This is a genomic window from Vibrio sp., assembly GCF_048266485.1.
In the GTDB taxonomy this organism is placed as follows: domain Bacteria; phylum Pseudomonadota; class Gammaproteobacteria; order Enterobacterales; family Vibrionaceae; genus Vibrio.
Genome location: NZ_JBLWZK010000017.1, coordinates 1 through 19,280, shown reverse-complemented (window position 1 = coordinate 19,280; position 19,280 = coordinate 1). Strand labels below are relative to the sequence as shown.

Annotated in this window: 18 protein-coding genes; 5 read left to right on the top strand and 13 right to left on the bottom strand. The window is 40.9% G+C overall.

The window, feature by feature from the left end:
- Positions 1 to 7: 7 nt before the first annotated feature.
- The 12 genes from rsmG to ACN0T8_RS14665 all read right to left on the bottom strand — a co-directional run bounded on the left by rsmG (position 8) and on the right by ACN0T8_RS14665 (position 11,788).
- On the bottom strand, positions 8 to 658 hold the full coding sequence (gene rsmG, locus ACN0T8_RS14720) for a 16S rRNA (guanine(527)-N(7))-methyltransferase RsmG (protein WP_417881380.1): 651 nt from the start codon (positions 656 to 658) through the stop codon (positions 8 to 10).
- Positions 655 to 2,550, bottom strand: a complete 1,896-nt coding sequence (mnmG, locus tag ACN0T8_RS14715) for a tRNA uridine-5-carboxymethylaminomethyl(34) synthesis enzyme MnmG (RefSeq protein ID WP_417881379.1) — start codon at positions 2,548 to 2,550, stop codon at positions 655 to 657. The genes rsmG and mnmG overlap by 4 nt, the downstream gene beginning before the upstream one ends.
- 538 nt (positions 2,551 to 3,088) lie before the next feature.
- Entirely contained in the window at positions 3,089 to 3,529 is a 441-nt protein-coding gene (mioC, locus tag ACN0T8_RS14710; RefSeq protein ID WP_417881378.1) for an FMN-binding protein MioC, read from the bottom strand.
- 13 nt (positions 3,530 to 3,542) lie between these two features.
- Positions 3,543 to 4,904 carry a tRNA uridine-5-carboxymethylaminomethyl(34) synthesis GTPase MnmE gene (mnmE, locus tag ACN0T8_RS14705; RefSeq protein ID WP_417881377.1) on the bottom strand — a complete coding sequence of 454 codons (1,362 nt, stop codon included), beginning with the start codon at positions 4,902 to 4,904 and terminating at the stop codon, positions 3,543 to 3,545.
- Positions 4,905 to 5,026: 122 nt separating this feature from the next.
- Positions 5,027 to 6,673 (bottom strand): membrane protein insertase YidC, encoded by a 1,647-nt coding sequence (gene yidC, locus ACN0T8_RS14700; protein ID WP_417881376.1) that lies wholly within the window; start codon positions 6,671 to 6,673, stop codon positions 5,027 to 5,029.
- 2 nt (positions 6,674 to 6,675) lie between these two features.
- Positions 6,676 to 6,933 carry a membrane protein insertion efficiency factor YidD gene (gene yidD, locus ACN0T8_RS14695; protein ID WP_417881375.1) on the bottom strand — a complete coding sequence of 86 codons (258 nt, stop codon included), beginning with the start codon at positions 6,931 to 6,933 and terminating at the stop codon, positions 6,676 to 6,678.
- Positions 6,900 to 7,223: a ribonuclease P protein component gene (gene rnpA, locus ACN0T8_RS14690; protein WP_417881374.1), complete on the bottom strand. Its 324-nt coding sequence runs from the start codon at positions 7,221 to 7,223 to the stop codon at positions 6,900 to 6,902. The genes yidD and rnpA overlap by 34 nt, the downstream gene beginning before the upstream one ends.
- Positions 7,224 to 7,269: 46 nt before the next feature.
- Positions 7,270 to 7,404, bottom strand: a complete 135-nt coding sequence (gene rpmH, locus ACN0T8_RS14685; RefSeq protein WP_017024264.1) for a 50S ribosomal protein L34 — start codon at positions 7,402 to 7,404, stop codon at positions 7,270 to 7,272.
- A gap of 221 nt (positions 7,405 to 7,625) precedes the next feature.
- The gene (locus tag ACN0T8_RS14680) at positions 7,626 to 8,363 is read right to left on the bottom strand and encodes an amino acid ABC transporter ATP-binding protein (protein ID WP_417881373.1); all 738 of its coding nucleotides are present in this window, start codon (positions 8,361 to 8,363) and stop codon (positions 7,626 to 7,628) included.
- A complete protein-coding gene (locus tag ACN0T8_RS14675; protein ID WP_417881372.1) occupies positions 8,360 to 9,031 on the bottom strand; it encodes an amino acid ABC transporter permease in 672 nt (223 codons plus the stop codon). The genes ACN0T8_RS14680 and ACN0T8_RS14675 overlap by 4 nt, the downstream gene beginning before the upstream one ends.
- A gap of 8 nt (positions 9,032 to 9,039) precedes the next feature.
- Positions 9,040 to 10,779 (bottom strand): ABC transporter ATP-binding protein/permease, encoded by a 1,740-nt coding sequence (locus tag ACN0T8_RS14670; RefSeq protein WP_417881371.1) that lies wholly within the window; start codon positions 10,777 to 10,779, stop codon positions 9,040 to 9,042.
- Between the two features lie 247 nt (positions 10,780 to 11,026).
- Complete coding sequence (locus ACN0T8_RS14665) at positions 11,027 to 11,788, bottom strand: amino acid ABC transporter substrate-binding protein (RefSeq protein ID WP_417881370.1); 762 nt, start codon at positions 11,786 to 11,788, stop codon at positions 11,027 to 11,029.
- A 329-nt stretch (positions 11,789 to 12,117) separates the two neighbouring features.
- Here ACN0T8_RS14665 and dnaA point away from each other — a divergent pair, with 329 nt between their 5' ends.
- The 5 genes from dnaA to ACN0T8_RS14640 all read left to right on the top strand — a co-directional run bounded on the left by dnaA (position 12,118) and on the right by ACN0T8_RS14640 (position 19,023).
- The gene (gene dnaA, locus ACN0T8_RS14660; protein WP_417881369.1) at positions 12,118 to 13,527 is read left to right on the top strand and encodes a chromosomal replication initiator protein DnaA; all 1,410 of its coding nucleotides are present in this window, start codon (positions 12,118 to 12,120) and stop codon (positions 13,525 to 13,527) included.
- A gap of 63 nt (positions 13,528 to 13,590) precedes the next feature.
- A complete protein-coding gene (dnaN, locus tag ACN0T8_RS14655; RefSeq protein ID WP_417881368.1) occupies positions 13,591 to 14,691 on the top strand; it encodes a DNA polymerase III subunit beta in 1,101 nt (366 codons plus the stop codon).
- Positions 14,692 to 15,771 carry a DNA replication/repair protein RecF gene (gene recF / locus ACN0T8_RS14650; protein WP_417881367.1) on the top strand — a complete coding sequence of 360 codons (1,080 nt, stop codon included), beginning with the start codon at positions 14,692 to 14,694 and terminating at the stop codon, positions 15,769 to 15,771.
- An 18-nt stretch (positions 15,772 to 15,789) separates the two neighbouring features.
- Complete coding sequence (gyrB, locus tag ACN0T8_RS14645) at positions 15,790 to 18,228, top strand: DNA topoisomerase (ATP-hydrolyzing) subunit B (RefSeq protein ID WP_417881366.1); 2,439 nt, start codon at positions 15,790 to 15,792, stop codon at positions 18,226 to 18,228.
- Positions 18,229 to 18,585: 357 nt separating this feature from the next.
- Complete coding sequence (locus ACN0T8_RS14640) at positions 18,586 to 19,023, top strand: Hsp20 family protein (protein ID WP_417881365.1); 438 nt, start codon at positions 18,586 to 18,588, stop codon at positions 19,021 to 19,023.
- 68 nt (positions 19,024 to 19,091) lie between these two features.
- Here the strand turns inward: ACN0T8_RS14640 and ACN0T8_RS14635 are convergent.
- A partial coding sequence (locus ACN0T8_RS14635; protein ID WP_417881364.1) for a KTSC domain-containing protein occupies positions 19,092 to 19,280 on the bottom strand: 189 nt, incomplete at its 5' end.

Genomic DNA, 19,280 nt, shown 5'->3' with positions numbered 1-19,280 from the left:
TACCCCGTTATCCCTTTTTTTCCAAAATGATTAGGTGACGATCACCCTCTAATTCTGGAACTTGCAATATATGCACCTGAGAAACCATTAATGATTCAGGTAATTGTGCAATCTCATCTTCAGGCAATTGACCTTTAAGTGCAAGAAAAACACCATTTTCAGGTTTTGGAAGATGATGACACCACTCGACCATATCTATCATAGAAGCAAATGCGCGGCTAATCACGCCGTCAAAACCCACTTCAGGTTGAAATTCTTCAACACGGCTTTGTATCGGTTCTACATTACTAATCGCTAGCTCGTGCAAAACTTGCTTAATAAAACGAATTCGCTTCCCTAGGCTATCGAGTAACGTGAATTGATAATCAGGATTCATTATCGCCAAAGGAATCCCTGGTAACCCCGGGCCAGTGCCGACATCAATAAAGCGTTCACCAGATAAATATGGACTCACCACTATACTATCCATAATGTGCTTAACCAGCATATCTATTGGGTTACGTATTGATGTTAAATTATAGGCTTTATTCCATTTATTTAGCATCTGCACATAACCAACTAATTGATCACGTTGTAATTCTGAAACTTCAAGGTCAATTTGAGATAATAAACTATCTAGCTTGTCTCTCAATGGCTGATTGAGCAAATTGGGATTCATGCAGCATCCCCTTTCTTTAATTGACCTTGTTTCTTCAAGTGCACCAACAAAATTGAAATCGCCGCTGGGGTAATGCCGGAAATACGCGAAGCAATACCAATCGTTTCAGGTTTAGCATTATTTAATTTTGCCACCACTTCATTCGATAACCCTTTAACTTGAGCATAATCAAGCTCTACCGGTAATTTGGTATTTTCATGGCGTAGTGATTTTTCGATCTCTTCTTTCTGGCGTTGAATATATCCTTCGTATTTTACTTGGATCTCAACTTGCTCTGTTGCTTGAGGATCTTCCATCGTTGAAGAAAATACTTCTAGAGTGGTTAATTTCTCATAAGTCATTTCTGGGCGACGCAGTAGATCTTCACCATTGGCTTCTCGCGCAATCGGTGTTTTAAGTAATTGATTTAAAGCATCGATATTAGTTGATTTAGGATTCACCCAAATATCTTTTAAACGTTGACGTTCCAGCTCCATATTTTCAACTTTTTGATTGAAGCGTGCCCAACGGGCATCGTCCACTAAACCTAATTCACGACCTTTTTCAGTCAAACGTAAATCCGCATTGTCTTCACGAAGCAGCAAACGGTATTCTGCACGAGAGGTAAACATGCGGTATGGTTCTTTGGTGCCCATGGTAGATAGATCATCAATCAAAACCCCCATGTAAGCTTCGTCACGACGTGGGTTCCAAGATTCTTTACCTTGAGTAAATAACGAAGCGTTAAGACCGGCCATTAAACCTTGAGCAGCCGCTTCTTCATAACCCGTAGTGCCGTTAATTTGGCCGGCGAAGAATAAACCAGAGATAAACTTGGTTTCATAACTTTGTTTTAAATCGCGAGGATCAAAGAAATCATATTCAATCGCGTAACCAGGACGAACGATCTGGGCATTTTCAAATCCTTTCATCGACTGAACGATCTTCACTTGCACATCAAATGGCAGACTGGTTGAAATACCATTTGGATATAATTCAGTTGTTGTTAAGCCTTCTGGTTCAATAAAGATTTGATGACTATTTTTATCTGCAAAACGCATTACTTTGTCTTCGATAGACGGACAGTAACGTGGGCCAATGCCTTCAATCACACCTGAATACATCGGGCTACGATCCAAGTTAGATCGGATCACATCATGAGTTTGTTCATTAGTGTGAGTGATAAAACATGGTATCTGTTGTGGATGATCACTTTGTTGGCCGATAAAAGAAAATACTGGTGTTGGATTATCACCATATTGCTTTTCTAGGCTGTCAAGGTTAACCGTACGGGCATCAATACGTGGTGGAGTTCCGGTTTTTAAACGATCAACACGAAATGGTAAAGCACGTAGTCGATCAGCTAATGCGATAGACGGAGGATCGCCAGCACGGCCACCTGAGAAGTTTTCCATACCGATATGAATCTTACCGCCAAGGAACGTTCCAACAGTTAATACCACTGCTTTAGCTTTAAATTTAAGGCCCATTTGAGTAACCACACCGGTGACTTGATCGTTCTCGACGATCACATCATCAACAGCTTGTTGAAAAAGGCTTAAATTCGGTTGATTTTCTAAGGTTGTGCGTACTGCGTTTTTATATAAAACACGATCGGCTTGAGCGCGAGTTGCACGAACGGCAGGACCTTTAGATGCGTTTAATGTTCTAAATTGAATACCAGCTTTATCAATAGCTTGCGCCATTAATCCACCTAATGCGTCGACTTCTTTGACCAAGTGTCCTTTGCCAATACCACCAATCGCTGGGTTACATGACATTTGACCTAAAGTGTCGATATTGTGAGTAAGCAGCAATGTCTTTTGGCCTGTACGAGCAGACGCGAGAGCAGCTTCCGTTCCAGCATGGCCACCACCTACGACGATGACGTCAAAGTTTTCGTGATAAAACATGATCAGACCTCAAGAGTTAAAAATGAAACGATCAAAGCAAAATGATCTTAGAAAATAAAAGGAGCAATATTCTACCTTTTTTAATCTTAACTGAGAATCAATTTGTTTATTTTAAGAAACGATCAAAGAGCCTTAATATATATAAGATCTTTATATAGATCTTTTATTAGATCTACTATTAAGGGAATACGATCTTGTGGATAAGAAGTAAATGATCATTAAGATCATGCAGTTCGATCGGATCGTTTCTTGTGATCTAACCTTGATCTAATGCTGTATTAGCTGGGATCTAAATAGCTAGTTATCCACATGTAATATTTAAAGAATAGTTATCCAATGAATAACTTTGTTAGGATCACAGGATAAAATGTAGTTTATCCACAGATGGTTTGTTCAAAAAAACAGCAAACAGTTTTATTCATTTTCGATTTATGACTTTAATGAACCGATTTCCAGCTCTAAAAAATAGTTAACCATGACTAGAAAGCCAAAAAAAGCAGACCGAGATCTGCTTTTAATTGGTTTTCTATTATCAAGATTAGCCGATAAACGCTGGCATATTATCATTTAACCAAGCTTCTGCTGGTTCTTCTGGTACTGGGGTTTCGATGACATCTATTTCTAAATGCGGGCAAAGCTCTTGAGTACCAATATCTAACAGCGTCGTTCGGGCGTCTTTACCAGCGCCACAGAAGGTATCGTAGCTTGAATCACCAATAGCAATTACTGCAAACTTGACCTCTGACATGCGCGGTGGTGTTGATTTAATTGTGTCTATAAAAGGTTGAATATTATCTGGATAATCACCCGCACCATGAGTTGAGGTGATGATCAACCAAATCCCACTAGCTTCTATTTCACTAAGATCTGGTTGGTTGTGGATCTTAGTTTCTAACCCTTGAGCTTGCAGCAGATCGTTTAAGTGATCGCCAACATATTCAGCACCACCTAAGGTACTACCTGTAATAATGTGGATCATAATATTCCTTTAATTATTTACCGATACAGAATGAAGAGAAGATACGACCCAATAAATCATCCGAGCTAAATTCTCCGGTGATTTCATTTAGGTGCTGCTGAGTGATGCGCAGCTCTTCTGCTAAGATTTCTCCGGCCATATAGCCTTCAAGTTGTTGCTGGCCTATAGACAGATGTTCAGACGCTTTATCTAGCGCTTCTAGGTGTCGACGTCGAGCCATAAAGCTACCTTCACTGCCGCCAGCAAAGCCCATGCAGTCTTTTAAGTGTTCACGTAGGGATTCAACCCCTTGGCCAGTTTTTGCTGATAGACGTATTAATGTTGGATTATTAACATGACAAATACCGAGTGTTTCACCGGTTTGATCGGCTTTATTGCGGATCACTGTCATACCTATATTTTCTGGTAAACGTTCCACAAAATCAGGCCAAATTTCTTTGGGATCAGTGGCATTGGTGGTGGTACCATCAACCATAAATAATACACGGTCGGCTTGCTCAATTTCTTCCCAAGCGCGTTCTATACCGATTCTTTCTACTTCATCAGATGCTTCACGTAAGCCTGCGGTATCAATAATATGCAAAGGCATGCCATCGATATGAATATGCTCACGTAGTACGTCGCGGGTAGTACCGGCGATATCGGTCACAATCGCTGAATCTTTGCCTGATAGGGCGTTGAGTAGGCTAGATTTACCCGCATTAGGACGTCCGGCGATTACTACCTTCATACCTTCACGAATCAGCGCGCCTTGATTGGCTTCTTTACGTACAGAAGCTAAATTATCAATGATAGTTTGTAAGTCGGTACTGACTTTACCATCGGCTAAAAAGTCGATTTCTTCTTCGGGAAAATCAATGGCGGCTTCTACATAGATACGTAGGTGTATTAACGATTCGACGAGATTATTAATGCGTTGGGAAAATTCACCTTGCAGAGAATTTAGAGCTGATTTAGCGGCTTCTTCTGAACTAGCATCGATTAAATCGGCAATCGCTTCGGCTTGAGTCAGATCGATCTTGTCATTTAAAAATGCGCGCTCAGAGAATTCACCTGGACGAGCGGCACGAATGCCATCAATTTTTAGTATTCGCTTGATCAGCATATCCATAACGACAGGGCCACCATGACCTTGCAGTTCTAAAACATCTTCACCGGTAAATGAATTTGGGTTTGGAAAATAAAGCGCGATACCTTGATCAAGTTGAACGCCATTTTCATCTTTAAAAGGTAAATATTCGGCGTAACGAGGTTTAATCTCTCGACCAAGTACTTGCAAAGCGACTTGAGTGGCTTTGGGGCCTGAGACTCGGATAATTCCAACACCACCGCGGCCGAGTGCGGTAGCTTGAGCGACAATTGTCTCTGTATTCATAATTCCAACTATTTCAAAAGGTGAAGTTTTTTCAATTGTAATTCGCCTTATGAATTTATAAAGCAAAAAAAGCAAAAGGCGACCAATGCGGTCGCCTTATTTAGTCTTTCGTCTGGCTAAGATTATTTCTTAGAGTGCAGACCTTTCTTCTCTAACGCTCGGTAAATAACGGTTTGTTGTACCAAGGTTACGATGTTCGACATTAGGTAGTAAAGAACTAGACCTGATGGGAACCACAAGAAGAAGAAGATGAAAATGATTGGCATAAACATCATCATTTTCTGTTGCATTGGATCGGTAACGGTTGTTGGGCTCATCTTCTGGATGATTAACATCGAGATACCCATCAATACTGGCAAGATGTAGTAAGGGTCTTGCGCAGATAAATCGTGGATCCAACCAAAGAATGGTGCGTGACGTAATTCAACCGATTCCATCAATGCCCAGTATAGAGCAATGAAGATTGGCATCTGTAGAAGAATAGGGAAACAGCCACCAAGTGGGTTCACTTTTTCTTCTTTGTACATCGCCATCATTTCTTGGCTAATACGTTGACGGTCATCACCTAGACGCTCACGCATTGCAGCAATCTTGGGTTGCAGCATACGCATTTTCGCCATTGAGGTGTACTGAGCTTTGGTTAGTGGGTACATGGCACCACGAACGATGAAAGTCAGTAAAATAATCGCAATCCCCCAGTTACTACTAATGTGAGCTTGTAGGAAAGATAGGAGTGAATGCAGTGGTTTAGCAATAAACCATAACCAACCGTAGTCAACTACTAAATCAAGGTGTGGAGCAGTGGCTTCCATAGCATCTTGAAGTTTAGGGCCAGCCCAAAGTGTTGATGTAATTTGGCCGCTAGAGTTATTTGCAATCACTAGATTTGGCGTACGAACACCAATATCAGCAGTGTTGCCAATCACACGTGAGTAGATAGTAGTGCCTGGTTGGTCACGAGGGATCCAAGCTGAAGTAAAGTAGTGCTGTAGCATTGCTACCCAACCCTGACCATCTTCTAGTTTGATGTTAAGATTTTTATCTTTCATTTCATCAAACTTGTATTTTTTGTAGTGAGTGTCTGAGGTTGAGAAAGCACCACCTGTATAAACAGGCATACCAATATGGCCACTACCTTCAATCATGGTTTGACGTAGGTGAGCATACATACCTAATGTTGCATCTTGTCCTGAATGGTTTTTGATGTCATAAACCACATCAATCGCATAACTACCACGTTTGATAATAAAGGTTTTGGTGTAATCAATACCATTTGCACTATAGGTAAGAGGAATACGTAATTCATCTTGACCTTCAGCTAATTGATAAGACTTTTTATTCGTGTGGTATTGAGGACGGTTTGCAGTACTTACATCAATTCCTTGAGGACCGACTAGACCACTTTGAGCGATATATTGATGCTCATTGTTGTTTTCTAGCAAAACAAAAGAATTTTTCGAGTCTAACGTTGCGTTGTATTTATTCAGCTTAGCTGAAACCACATCACCACCTACAGGGGTAATCGCTAGAGTCAGCACATCTGATTTTACTTCAATGTTGAAAGCGGTTGGTAGAGTTTTTGTTTGCTGAGGAGCTAACGGATCAGCTGACGCTTCAGCAGAGTCATGCGGTAGGCTACTGTCTGTATTTGTTTTAGTCTGCTGCACGCTAGTTTGGGCCGGTTGAGCATCTTTGTTATTCCATTGTTGGAATAACAAAAAGCTGACTAGAGCAAAAGCGATTAACAGGATATTACGTTGAGAATCCATTGTTATTTATCTCTGTCGTGTTTTTGATTAAGTGGGACAGGGTCATATCCCCCAGCATTTAAAGGATGGCATTTTAATAGACGTTTGCCAGATAACCAACACCCTTTTACAAAACCGTGCTCTTTAATTGCTTCAATAGCATAAGTAGAACAAGTTGGAGTAAAGCGACATCGAGGTCCAATTAAAGGGCTAATGATTCCTTTATATAGGTAAATTAACCTAATAGCTAACCACGATAAGGGCGAGATAGGCGTTGCCATAACTTCTCAAATATTTTAAAAATTTCGTCATTACTCAAATCTTGAGCACTCTTTTTCGCTATCACTACAAAATCTTTATTTGGCAGTTGAGCTTGTTTTAGACGAAAGCTTTCACGGGCTAAACGTTTAAAACGATTACGACCAACAGCGGTTTTGATTTGTTTTTTAGGAACAGCTAATCCAAGTCTTGGATGGGAGAGTGTATTATTGCGAGCGATAATAGTGAAATGAGGGGAGCCGGCTCGATGAGCTTGCTGAAAGACGTTTTGATAATGCTCGGGAGTTAACAAACGTAACTCCCGAGTAAAAGTAGACTTAGTCAAAATAATTCAAGAATTATTTTGAAAGGCGCTTACGGCCTTTTGCACGACGTGCATTAATTGTCTTACGACCATTCTTAGTTGCCATACGAGCACGGAAACCGTGAGTACGTTTGCGCTTAAGAACAGTAGGTTGAAAAGTGCGTTTCATGGTAATTACCTTTACTGATCAGTAGTTTATAGGTTCTTGTTAAACCTGGTGTAAGATGTTTTATCCGACACCTCTCAACAAAGAGGCGGAATTGTAATCATTGACTGACTAAGAGTCAATGCTACAGGGCTTAATAAACGCGGAAATCGCATAATAAAAAGCCAGTTGGCCTAAAAATCTGTGTGCGGATTATACGGGTTCTTAAACCAAGTGCAAGGATCCTATTGGATCCCAACTTGATTTAAAAACTTAATAAGTTGTGGATTAGTCGGATCTTTAAATATTTGATCCGGCGTACCTTGCTCAACAATCTTGCCGTCAGCCATGTAGATCACACGATCCGCCACTTCTTGAGCAAACTGCATTTCATGAGTGACGACCAGCATGGTTTGGTGCTGTTTGGCTAATTTCTTCATTAAAGACAATACTTCTCCTACCCATTCAGGATCGAGTGCCGACGTTGGTTCATCAAACAATAATAGCTCTGGAGCAAATGCCATTGCGCGACCAATTCCTACTCGTTGTTGTTGACCGCCTGATAAAGCTGCTGGGTAGCTATCCCCTTTATTACCTAGCCCAATATCATCTAAAATTTGCTGAGCATGGGCCAACGCTTGGTCTTTTTTCCAACCGCGCACGGTAATTAACCCTTCGGCGATATTTTGACGAGCAGTTAAATGAGCAAATAGCGCATAGTTTTGAAATACAAAGCCAGTTTTACGGCGTAGTGCGAGCATATCGCCTTTGCTGTAGTTTTGGGTATCGACTCTAGTGCCTTCAATCTCGATGACACCTTGTTCTGGGTTTTCTAAAAAGTTTACACAGCGTAGTAGGGTCGATTTACCGGTACCACTGGAGCCAATAATGACAATGATTTCACCTTTTTGGATCTCAATATCCACTCCGCGTAGCACTTCAGTCTTACCGAAAGATTTATGTAAATTTGAAATTCGAATCATCGTTGGTAAGCCTTATTGAGTTTAGTTTCAGCCCAAGTTTGTACGCGTGTTAATACTAATACTACTCCCCAATAAATCAGGGCAACCGCTAAGAAGGCTTCAAAGAAACGAAAGCTAGAAGAAGCCTCCATTTGCGCTTTTGCCATAATTTCAGCTACCCCTAATGTAAAGGCGAGAGAGGTCGATTTGATCATATCAATGAAGTAGTTCATTAAAGAAGGCAGTGCTACGCGAGAAGCTTGTGGCAAGATGATCCGGCGCATGGATTGCAATGGTGTCATACCAATCGAAATACTGGCTTCCATTTGGCTGCGATCAATACCAATAATTGCGGCACGAATGCTTTCTGCCATATAAGAGGCAAAGTGTAGGGTGAGACCAATAATCGCTGCGGTAAATGCATCCATACCGACCAGCATTGGAAAGATTTGCGGCAGCCCGTAGTAAAGCAAAAATAATTGTACTAATAGCGGCGTACCACGAAAAAAACTGATGTATAGCTGACTCAGTTGATTCAATATCGGCACTTTAAATACCCGAATATTGGCAATAACTACCGAGAGTATGAGTGCGAAAAGCATACCCCACAATGCCATTTGCAAAGTGGTACCTAAATACCGAAATAATATCGGCAGTAGGTCGAGCATGTAATTGAAATCAAAATTCATGTTGAAGATTACTGTCCTTGTATTGGTGAAAATTGCCAGGTGACTTGACCTTGTGAGACCTGTGCGTGCAAACGATATTGATGATAATGGGCAACTTTACTGCGATGCGCAATACTTACTAAGGTGGTATCGGGCAATCGGCTTTCTAATAGTTGATATAAATAGTTTTCTGTTTCTTCATCGAGTGATGAGGTCGCTTCATCTAAAAATAACCATGTTGGCTTGAGTATTAACGCTCTAACAATCGCGACACGTTGCTGCTCACCCGATGACATTGTGTGTGACCATTGCTCGGTCTCATCTAATTTATGACTGAAATGTGTTAATTGGCAATCAGACAATAATTGTTCAATATCTTGATCGCTGATATTGATATCGACATTCGGATAGCACAATACTTCACGTAATGTACCTGTCGGTAGATAAGGTTTCTGCGGTAAGAACAAACTACGCTTGGCCAATTCAATGTTGCCTTCTGAAAACGGCCAAATTCCCGCAATGGTTTTCATTAACGTACTCTTACCAATACCTGATTTACCAGAAATCAAAGTATGTTGACCAGCTTGTAAGGTCAGTTGGTTCAAATTACTTAAAGTAGTGCCATTGGGTAATTTAATCGTACATTGATTAATGGCTAAATGATCATCTTGATGGCGAGAGACTAACAGTTTGGAATGCGCTGATTGTTGCTTGGTCTCTATCATATCTTGGTCATAAGTGGTTAAACGGTCAACACTGGCTTTCCAATTGGCAATACTGGCATAAGAACTGACAAACCAACTGACTGCGCCCATGACTTGGGAAAAAGCATTATTGACCTGCATTAGACCACCAAGTTTGATAGCACCGGAGAAAAAACTTGGCGCGGCAATAATGATCGGGAAGATAATTGCGATTTGGTTATAGCCACTATTAAAGCCCACAATCTGCTTTTGTTTACGCATGATTTGCCAGGTATTTTTCCACACATCCGTAAAGCGCAACTCCAATAGTTCACGTTCTTTATCTTCACCGTTATATAGCGCGACGCCTTCGGCATTTTCACGTAAACGCATCATTGAATAACGGAAGTTAGCTTCAAATTTTTGCTGCATAAAGTTAAGACCAATAAGCGGCTTACCAATTTTGTGCATGATAAAGCTACCCACCACAGCATAAAGCAAAGCGGCCCACACCATAAAGCCGGGTATATTAATATGATGACTGGCAATATCAATGCTTAGTGGAGAAGATAAGCCCCATAAAATAGTAATAAAAGACGCTAACGTGACGACTGAGTTGAGTAGCCCAAGAGATAAGTTGAGGGTATCTCCGGTGAATTGGTCGATATCTTCAGCAATACGTTGGTCTGGGTTGTCAGTTTGATGGTTGCCGCGCTCTAATTGAAAGTACGAACGATCACTGAGCCACTCACTAAAATAGGTATTGGTTAGCCAACGACGCCAACGCAGTTGCAACATCATATTGAGGTAAATTCTATACACCGCAATAGCAATAAAAATCGCCGCGATGATGGAGAATTTTAGGATTAAGTGGGTGAAGACATCTTTGTCTAACTCTTGTAGAGCATTGTAAAAATCAGAATTCCACTTATTGAGAACCACTGACATGTACACCATGCCAAGGTTGAGTATTACAATAGCCAATAACAAACCGCGAGCGATCCATTTTTCTTCAGATTGCCAATAAGGTTTAGATAATTGCCAGACTTTACCTAAAAAGCTAGAGGACGTTAAACGAAGCGTCATATCAAGATGTTCCTTTCAAAAACGTAATTTCAGCAAGTTGGACATTAAAGACCGACATAAACAATCAGAGTTCATTCAATCCGCCATTAGTGCTAATTAAGGTGACATTTTGATACAGACTATAATATTCGGGTGGTTGATTAATTTAACGGTTTAAAATACAAAACCGCTTATCTTGACTCCTGATTTATGTATCAGGAATATAGAAAGCGGTTAGAGGAGTAAACGGTTAAAAGAAAAGGTTAGATTATTTGCGAGTAATATCCGCACCAAACCATTTTTCAGAAATAGTAGCCAAAGTACCATCTTCACGCATCGCAGCTAATGCCGTGTTTACTTCCGATTGTAGCTTTTTGCCTTTTTCGTTATTAACGAATGGCCAAGCATTTTCGATGGTTTCAAAAGGTTGACCAGCTAACTGTAGTGGTAGGTTACTAGCTTTAATCAGTTGTAGTGCTGATAGGCGATCCATGACGAAGGCATCAGAACGACCGAGAACCACATCTTGTTCAATACCAGCATCGTAAGTTTTGATATTAATTTTGCCTTCTTTATCGTAACTACGTAGTACTTGTTCGAAGTTTGAACCTAAGTTAACCGCGACGGTTTTGCCTGCAAGATCTTCAACACCTTTGATCGAGTCATTGCCTTTTTTCACTGTGATCTGTACGCCATCAACCACATAAGGATCTGAGAATAAGTATTTGGCTTTACGTGAATCAGTCATGGTTACTTGGTTTGAAATCGTATCAATACGGCCCGTTTCGAGTAGACCGAAAAGACCGGAGAAGTTGGCGGTGACAAATTCCACATCATAATGGTTGCGCTGACCAATCTCATTCCATAAATCCACTTCAAAACCTTGTAGCTTATCAAATTTTTGAAAAGTAAAAGGAAAGTAGGTTCCTGACATGCCGACTTTTACTTCTTGATTCGCAGCTTGAGCAAAGTTGGTAACAGCAAAAAATAGCGCGGTAGCAGTAACAATTTTATTTAAAATTCGGCTCATGTTTCATTCTCCAGATTATTGGAGTTCCATTATAGTTATTCACCTATTGATAAATCTAAGAACAAGATGTTATTAATCATAACAATTGGTGTTGCTAAGTCTGCAAAACTTAGTTTTAACCTTGTGGGTAACTTTATCCCCAAATAGCAAAAATGACTTATTAAAATATTTGAATTACTTGATCGTGCACAAAATCGGGATAGATCGAAAAAAAACTGTGAATAACTTAGATCTTATTCACTGATCTCAGGATCTATTGCTGGTGATCTTATAGTGATAGCTGTAGAATTACTCTCCTTTCAGATCATTTCATTTCGTGTGAGGTTAATGTGTCGTCTTCGTTATGGTTGCAGTGTTCGCAACAGCTTCAAGAAGAGCTTCCCGCAACTGAATTCAGCATGTGGGTAAGACCGCTGCAAGCTGAACTCAATGACAATACTCTCACCTTATTTGCCCCTAATCGCTTTGTATTGGATTGGGTGCGTGATAAGTATCTCAATAGTATTAACCGTTTATTGAAAGAGTTTTGTGGTTCAGATACGCCAAATCTTCATTTTGAAGTGGGTAGTAAACCTGTTCAAAGTACGGTTGAATTACCGAAAAGAACTGCTGCCGATGTGGCTGCAGAATCATCCGCTCCCGCGCAATTACAAAAAAGCCGCCCATTAGATAAATCTTGGGATACCGGTGAACGTGAAGTGGTAATAGATGTTAATCACCGTTCTAATGTTAACCCTAAGCATAAGTTTCATAACTTTGTAGAGGGTAAATCGAACCAGTTAGGTCTAGCGGCAGCAAAACAAGTTTCCGATAACCCCGGTGTTTCTTATAATCCACTGTTTTTATATGGTGGTACGGGTCTAGGTAAAACTCACTTATTACATGCGGTAGGTAATGCGATTGTTGAAAATAAGCCAGATGCTCGAGTGGTGTACATGCACTCTGAGCGTTTTGTGCAAGATATGGTAAAAGCACTACAAAATAACGCGATTGAAGAATTTAAACGTTATTACCGTAGTCTTGATGCTTTACTGATCGATGATATTCAATTTTTCGCCAATAAAGAGCGTTCGCAAGAAGAATTTTTCCATACCTTCAATGCCTTGTTAGAAGGTAACCAGCAAATCATTTTGACTTCTGACCGTTATCCAAAAGAGATCAACGGGGTAGAAGATCGTTTGAAATCACGTTTTGGTTGGGGGCTTACCGTAGCGATAGAACCTCCTGAACTGGAAACTCGTGTCGCGATCTTGATGAAAAAAGCTGAAGATCACCAAATTACCCTTGCTGATGAAGTGGCATTCTTTATTGCTAAGCGTCTACGTTCAAACGTACGTGAGTTGGAAGGTGCATTAAACCGCGTGATTGCCAATGCCAATTTTACCGGGCGTCCAATTACCATCGATTTCGTACGTGAAGCACTGCGTGATTTACTAGCGTTACAAGAAAAGCTGGTGACTATCGATAATATTCAAAAAACGGTCGCTGAATATTACAAAATTAAAGTGGCTGACTTATTATCTAAGCGTCGCTCTCGTTCAGTTGCTCGTCCTCGTCAATTGGCGATGGCATTATCGAAAGAATTAACCAACCACAGCTTACCCGAAATTGGTGATGCTTTTGGTGGTCGCGACCATACCACGGTGTTACACGCTTGTCGTAAAATCAAAGAGTTACGAGAAGAAAGCCATGATATTAAAGAAGATTACTCGAACTTGATTCGTACCCTGTCTTCTTAATAAGCTATCTTTAGTGCTGTTTTGGCTGTGTTTTTAATAGAATTAGATTATTTAGAGTAGATTATGAAATTTACCATCGAACGTACTCAATTGATTAAACCTTTGCAGCAGGTGTCTGGTGCTCTTGGTGGTCGCTCAAGTTTGCCTATTTTGGGTAACTTATTAATTAAAGTTGATAATGGTGAATTGTCGATTACTGCGACCGATCTTGAAGTGGAATTAGTTTGTCGCTTGGCACTAGAAGACAACTTTGAACCAGGTAGCACGACCGTTCCATCACGTAAGTTCCTTGATATTTGTCGTGGTCTACCAGATAGCGCTCAGATTGATGTTACGCTGGATGATGAGCGTTTATTGATTAAATCTGGCCGTAGTCGTTTCTCATTAGCCACATTGCCAGCGTCTGATTTTCCAAATATTGAAGACTGGACTAGTGAAGCCGAAGTGACCGTGACTCAAGGTGAATTGCGCCATTTAGTCGAAAAAACCCAATTCTCAATGGCGAACCAAGATGTACGTTACTACCTAAACGGCATGCTGTTTGAAATTGAAGGTACTACGTTACGTTCAGTAGCCACCGATGGTCACCGAATGGCAGTGGCTGAAACCTCATTAGTTGGTGAGTACTCACAACAACAAGTGATCGTACCGCGTAAAGGCGTGTTAGAGTTAGTTAAGCTACTAGACCGCCCTGAGGAGCAAGTAACATTACAAATTGGTAGTTCTAATATTCGCGCCAATGTAAACGAATTTACCTTCACTTCTAAGCTAGTTGATGGCCGTTTCCCGGATTATCGCCGCGTAATGCCGCAATCAACCAATAAAACGCTCGAAGCGGATTGTGAAGCGTTGCGTCAATCATTCTCACGTGCCGCGATTTTATCAAATGAGAAATTCCGTGGCGTACGAGTGAATTTAGCTGGCTCAGAAATGCGCATTACTGCTAATAACCCAGAGCAAGAAGAAGCAGAAGAAAACCTTGATGTGAACTACCAAGGTGAGCCATTAGAAATTGGTTTTAACGTGAGCTATGTGTTGGATATTTTGAACACTCTAAAATGCCAAACCGTGCGTATGTCGATGAGTGATGCTAACGCGAGTGCTTTGGTTGAGAATATTGAAGATACGTCTGCGATGTATGTTGTTATGCCGATTCGCTTATAAATGCCATTAACTCGTTTATCTATAAAGCAATTTCGCAATATTGAAGCCTGTGATATCTCGTTATCATCAGGCTTTAATTTTCTTGTCGGGCCAAATGGCAGCGGCAAAACCAGTGTATTAGAAGCGATTTATTTGCTTGGACATGGCCGTTCATTTAAAAGCACCTTAACAGGGCGAGTGATCCAAAATGAACAAAGCGAGTTGTTTGTCCATGGTCGCTTTTTGTTTGAGGATAACTTTGAGTTGCCAATTGGTATCAATAAACAACGAGATGGTCGCAGTGAAGTAAAAATTGGTGGCCAAAGTGGGCAGAAGATTGCTCAACTGGCGCAAATTTTGCCTCTACAGTTAATCCATACCGAGGGCTTTGAACTGCTGACGGAAGGGCCTAAGTTTCGTCGAGCTTTTATTGATTGGGGCGTATTTCATACTCAACCTAGCTTCTATGAAAAGTGGGCACGTTTAAAGCGTTTAATTAAACAAAGAAATGCATTATTGAAGACCGCAAGTGGTTATCAAGAGCTGAGTTATTGGGATAAAGAACTGGCCGAATTGGCGGAAACCATTAGCCAGTGGCGCTTTGACTATGTCACACAGCTAAAACAAGTGGCAGAACACATTTGTGGTGTATTTTTACCTGAATTTGAAGTGAAAATTCAGTATTATAGAGGGTGGGATAAAGACACGCCCTATGCTGAAATTTTACAAAAAAATTTCGAGCGTGATCAGCAACTCGGTTACACCTTTAGTGGACCGAATAAAGCCGATCTAAAACTAAAAATTAATGCGACGCCAGTGGAAGATGTTTTGTCTCGTGGGCAATTAAAGCTCATGGTGTGTGCTTTGCGTTTAGCGCAAGGTCAGCACCTAACCGACACCACAGGTAAGCAGTGTATTTATTTAATTGATGATTTTGCCTCAGAGCTAGATGGTCAACGTCGAGGGCGTCTTGCAGAATATTTAAAGCAAACGCAGGCACAGGTTTTTGTAAGCTCTATTACTGCAAGTCACATTGCTGAAATGCAAAGTGAAAATAGCAGGATGTTTCATGTGGAACATGGCAAAATAGAGCAAGGATAATTAAGGCGAGAACAATTCATGTCGAATAACAATGATTCTGCAAATAGCTATGATTCATCGAGTATTAAAGTACTTAAAGGGCTAGATGCTGTACGTAAACGTCCAGGGATGTATATCGGTGATACTGATGATGGTACTGGCCTTCACCACATGGTGTTTGAGGTCGTCGATAACTCAATTGATGAAGCATTAGCTGGCCATTGTTCAGACATCATAATCACCATTCATGAAGATAACTCTGTATCGGTGAGCGATGACGGCCGTGGTATTCCAACCGAGATGCACGAAGAAGAAGGTGTTTCAGCCGCTGAAGTTATCATGACAGTACTGCATGCTGGTGGTAAGTTTGATGATAACTCTTATAAAGTTTCTGGTGGCTTGCACGGTGTAGGTGTTTCAGTGGTTAACGCCTTATCGGAAAAAGTAGAGTTAACTATCAAGCGTCAAGGCCAAATCCATCAACAAGTTTATAAACACGGTGTGCCAGAAGCTCCACTTGCTGTGATCGGTAAAACCGAAGAAAGCGGTACCCGTATTCGTTTTTGGCCAAGTGAAGAAACCTTTTCCAATATTGAATTTGTTTACGATATTTTAGCTAAGCGTTTACGTGAATTATCATTTCTAAACTCAGGTGTTTCGATCAAATTAACTGACGAACGTGAAGAAGATAAAAGTGATCACTTTATGTTTGAAGGCGGTATCCGTGCTTTCGTTGAGCATCTAAACCGCAACAAAACGCCAATTCACCAAAAGATTTTCTACTTTGACCACGCTCGTGAAGAAGACGGCATTACTGTTGAAGTGGCAATGCAATGGAATGACACCTTCCAAGAAGGCGTATACTGTTTTACCAACAACATCCCACAACGCGATGGTGGTACTCACTTAGCCGGCTTCCGTGGTGCCTTAACACGTACTTTGAATAACTTTATGGATAAAGAAGGTTACTCTAAGAAAGCACAAGCGGCGACTTCGGGTGATGATGCTCGTGAAGGTCTAACGGCTGTGGTTTCGGTGAAGGTGCCAGATCCAAAATTTTCAAGTCAAACCAAAGACAAACTGGTTTCTTCAGAGGTGAAATCGGCTGTTGAATCAGCGATGAGCGAAAAACTGTCTGAGTTCTTAATTGAAAACCCGAATGAAGCGAAAATTGTTTGTGGCAAAATCATTGATGCCGCTCGTGCTCGTGAAGCCGCGCGTAAAGCTCGTGATATGACTCGTCGTAAAGGTGCGTTAGATTTAGCAGGTCTGCCAGGTAAACTTGCTGATTGCCAAGAAAAAGATCCAGCTCTTTCTGAACTATACATTGTGGAAGGGGACTCTGCTGGTGGTTCAGCCAAGCAGGGACGTAACCGTAAAAACCAAGCGATTTTACCGCTTAAAGGGAAAATCCTAAACGTTGAAAAAGCACGTTTTGATAAAATGCTGTCTTCACAAGAAGTGGCAACGCTAATTACTGCACTAGGTTGTGGTATTGGCCGCGATGAATATAATCCAGATAAACTGCGTTACCACAACATCATTATCATGACCGATGCCGACGTCGATGGTTCTCACATCCGTACCCTACTTTTGACTTTCTTCTATCGTCAAATGCCAGAGCTTATCGAACGTGGTTACATCTACATTGCTCAGCCACCACTTTATAAAGTGAAGAAAGGCAAACAAGAGCAATATATTAAAGATGAAGAGGCGATGGAGCTTTACCAAGCGGGGCTGGCACTTGATGGGGCTGCGTTATATGTAAACCCACAAGCACCGGCCATGACAGGTGAAGCGCTTGAGAAGTTGGTTCTTCAATACAATGAAGGTATCAAGTTAATTAAGCGTATGAGCCGTCGCTACCCACATGCAATGATTAACGAGTTAACTTACATTCCACGTTTAACCGCTGAAATGTGCCAAGATGCTGAAAAAGTTCAAGCTTGGGGTCAGAAACTCGTTGAGCAATTGAATGCTAAAGAAGTTGGTGCGAGCCAGTACTCTCTTGAAGTTGAAAAACATGAAGATCTAGGTGTTAGCATTGCTAAACTAGTGGTTCGTACTCACGGTGTGATGCACGAATACGTTGTGTCTTTAGACTTACTAAACTCTAAAGAATACGGCCGTTTAGCGGATCTTTCTGAAGCATTAGATGGCTTAGTTGAAGAAGGTGCTTATGTGAAACGTGGTGAGCGTACTCAAGAAGTGTCGACTTTCTCTGCTGCGCTTGAATGGTTGATCAAAGAATCACGTCGTGGCTTATCATTACAGCGTTACAAAGGTCTAGGTGAGATGAACCCAGATCAACTTTGGGAAACCACTATGGACCCAGAAACTCGTCGCATGATGCAAGTAACTATTGATGATGCCGTTGCATCCGATGAGTTGTTTACAACATTGATGGGTGACCAGGTAGAACCTCGTCGTAAGTTCATTGAAGACAACGCATTGAAAGTAGCGAACCTAGATGTTTAGACTTGGATGTTTAGATTTAGACGTGTAGTCTGAAACGCTAACTGAAATCTTTAAAAGCCCTTTGTTCATGCAAAGGGTTTTTTTGTTTTTAGGGAAATAGAAAAATAGATTAAAAAATTTAATTATCCTCTTGAAAGCCATTTTTTCGACCTTATATATGATCTTGAAAGGGATGCCGATAAGCTCTGACTCTGAAGTTTTTTCTTATAAAGACTTTGTGATAACGATAAAGAGTGGACCCTTGCAACGCTGAATCTATTTCGCCGATAGGGTTATAGGTAGGCACTTAAACTAAATCGCGAGTTTCGGCTCGAGTCGAAAACTTGCACACTATTGCTTAAATTAGAGGATAGTATTATGCGTAATGTAGACTTCTCACCTTTATACCGTAACGCCATTGGTTTTGATCGTTTATTAAACCTAATGGAAACCAATAACGCCAAAAATACCTCAGGCGGATACCCTCCATACAATATCGAGAAAAAAGACGATAACCACTACCGTATTACAATGGCGGTGGCAGGTTTCTCGGAAGAGCATCTTGATATTACTCAGCATGAAAACATGCTAATCGTTCGTGGTGAACGTCAGCCGGAAGAAGGCAAAAACTACGTTTATCAAGGTATCGCAGAGCGTGATTTTGAGCGTAAATTCCAGCTCGCGGACTACGTAAAAGTGTTAGGCGCGAATATGGAAAATGGTTTATTGCACGTCGATCTGGAACGTGAAATCCCAGAAACGATGCAACCACGTAAAATCGCGATTAACGGTAAAGAGCTGCTAGAAAACCAGTAAGTTAGAAAATGGCTAATCTAGTCAGCGACGAAAGGAAGAGAAGGGTGCCAATGGGGCACCCTTTTGGGTTATTCCGAGAGTTTAATATAAGGGTAGATTCCTTTTATTTCGGTATTAAAAAATGCACCTTTTGACTCGGCCATTTCAAACGATTCAAACACATCACTAGGTACGTAGTTATACCGATAAACAGATGAATCTCTAAATTTAATATCAAATACTTTACTAAGATATGAGTAACCATAACTTGTCATAGC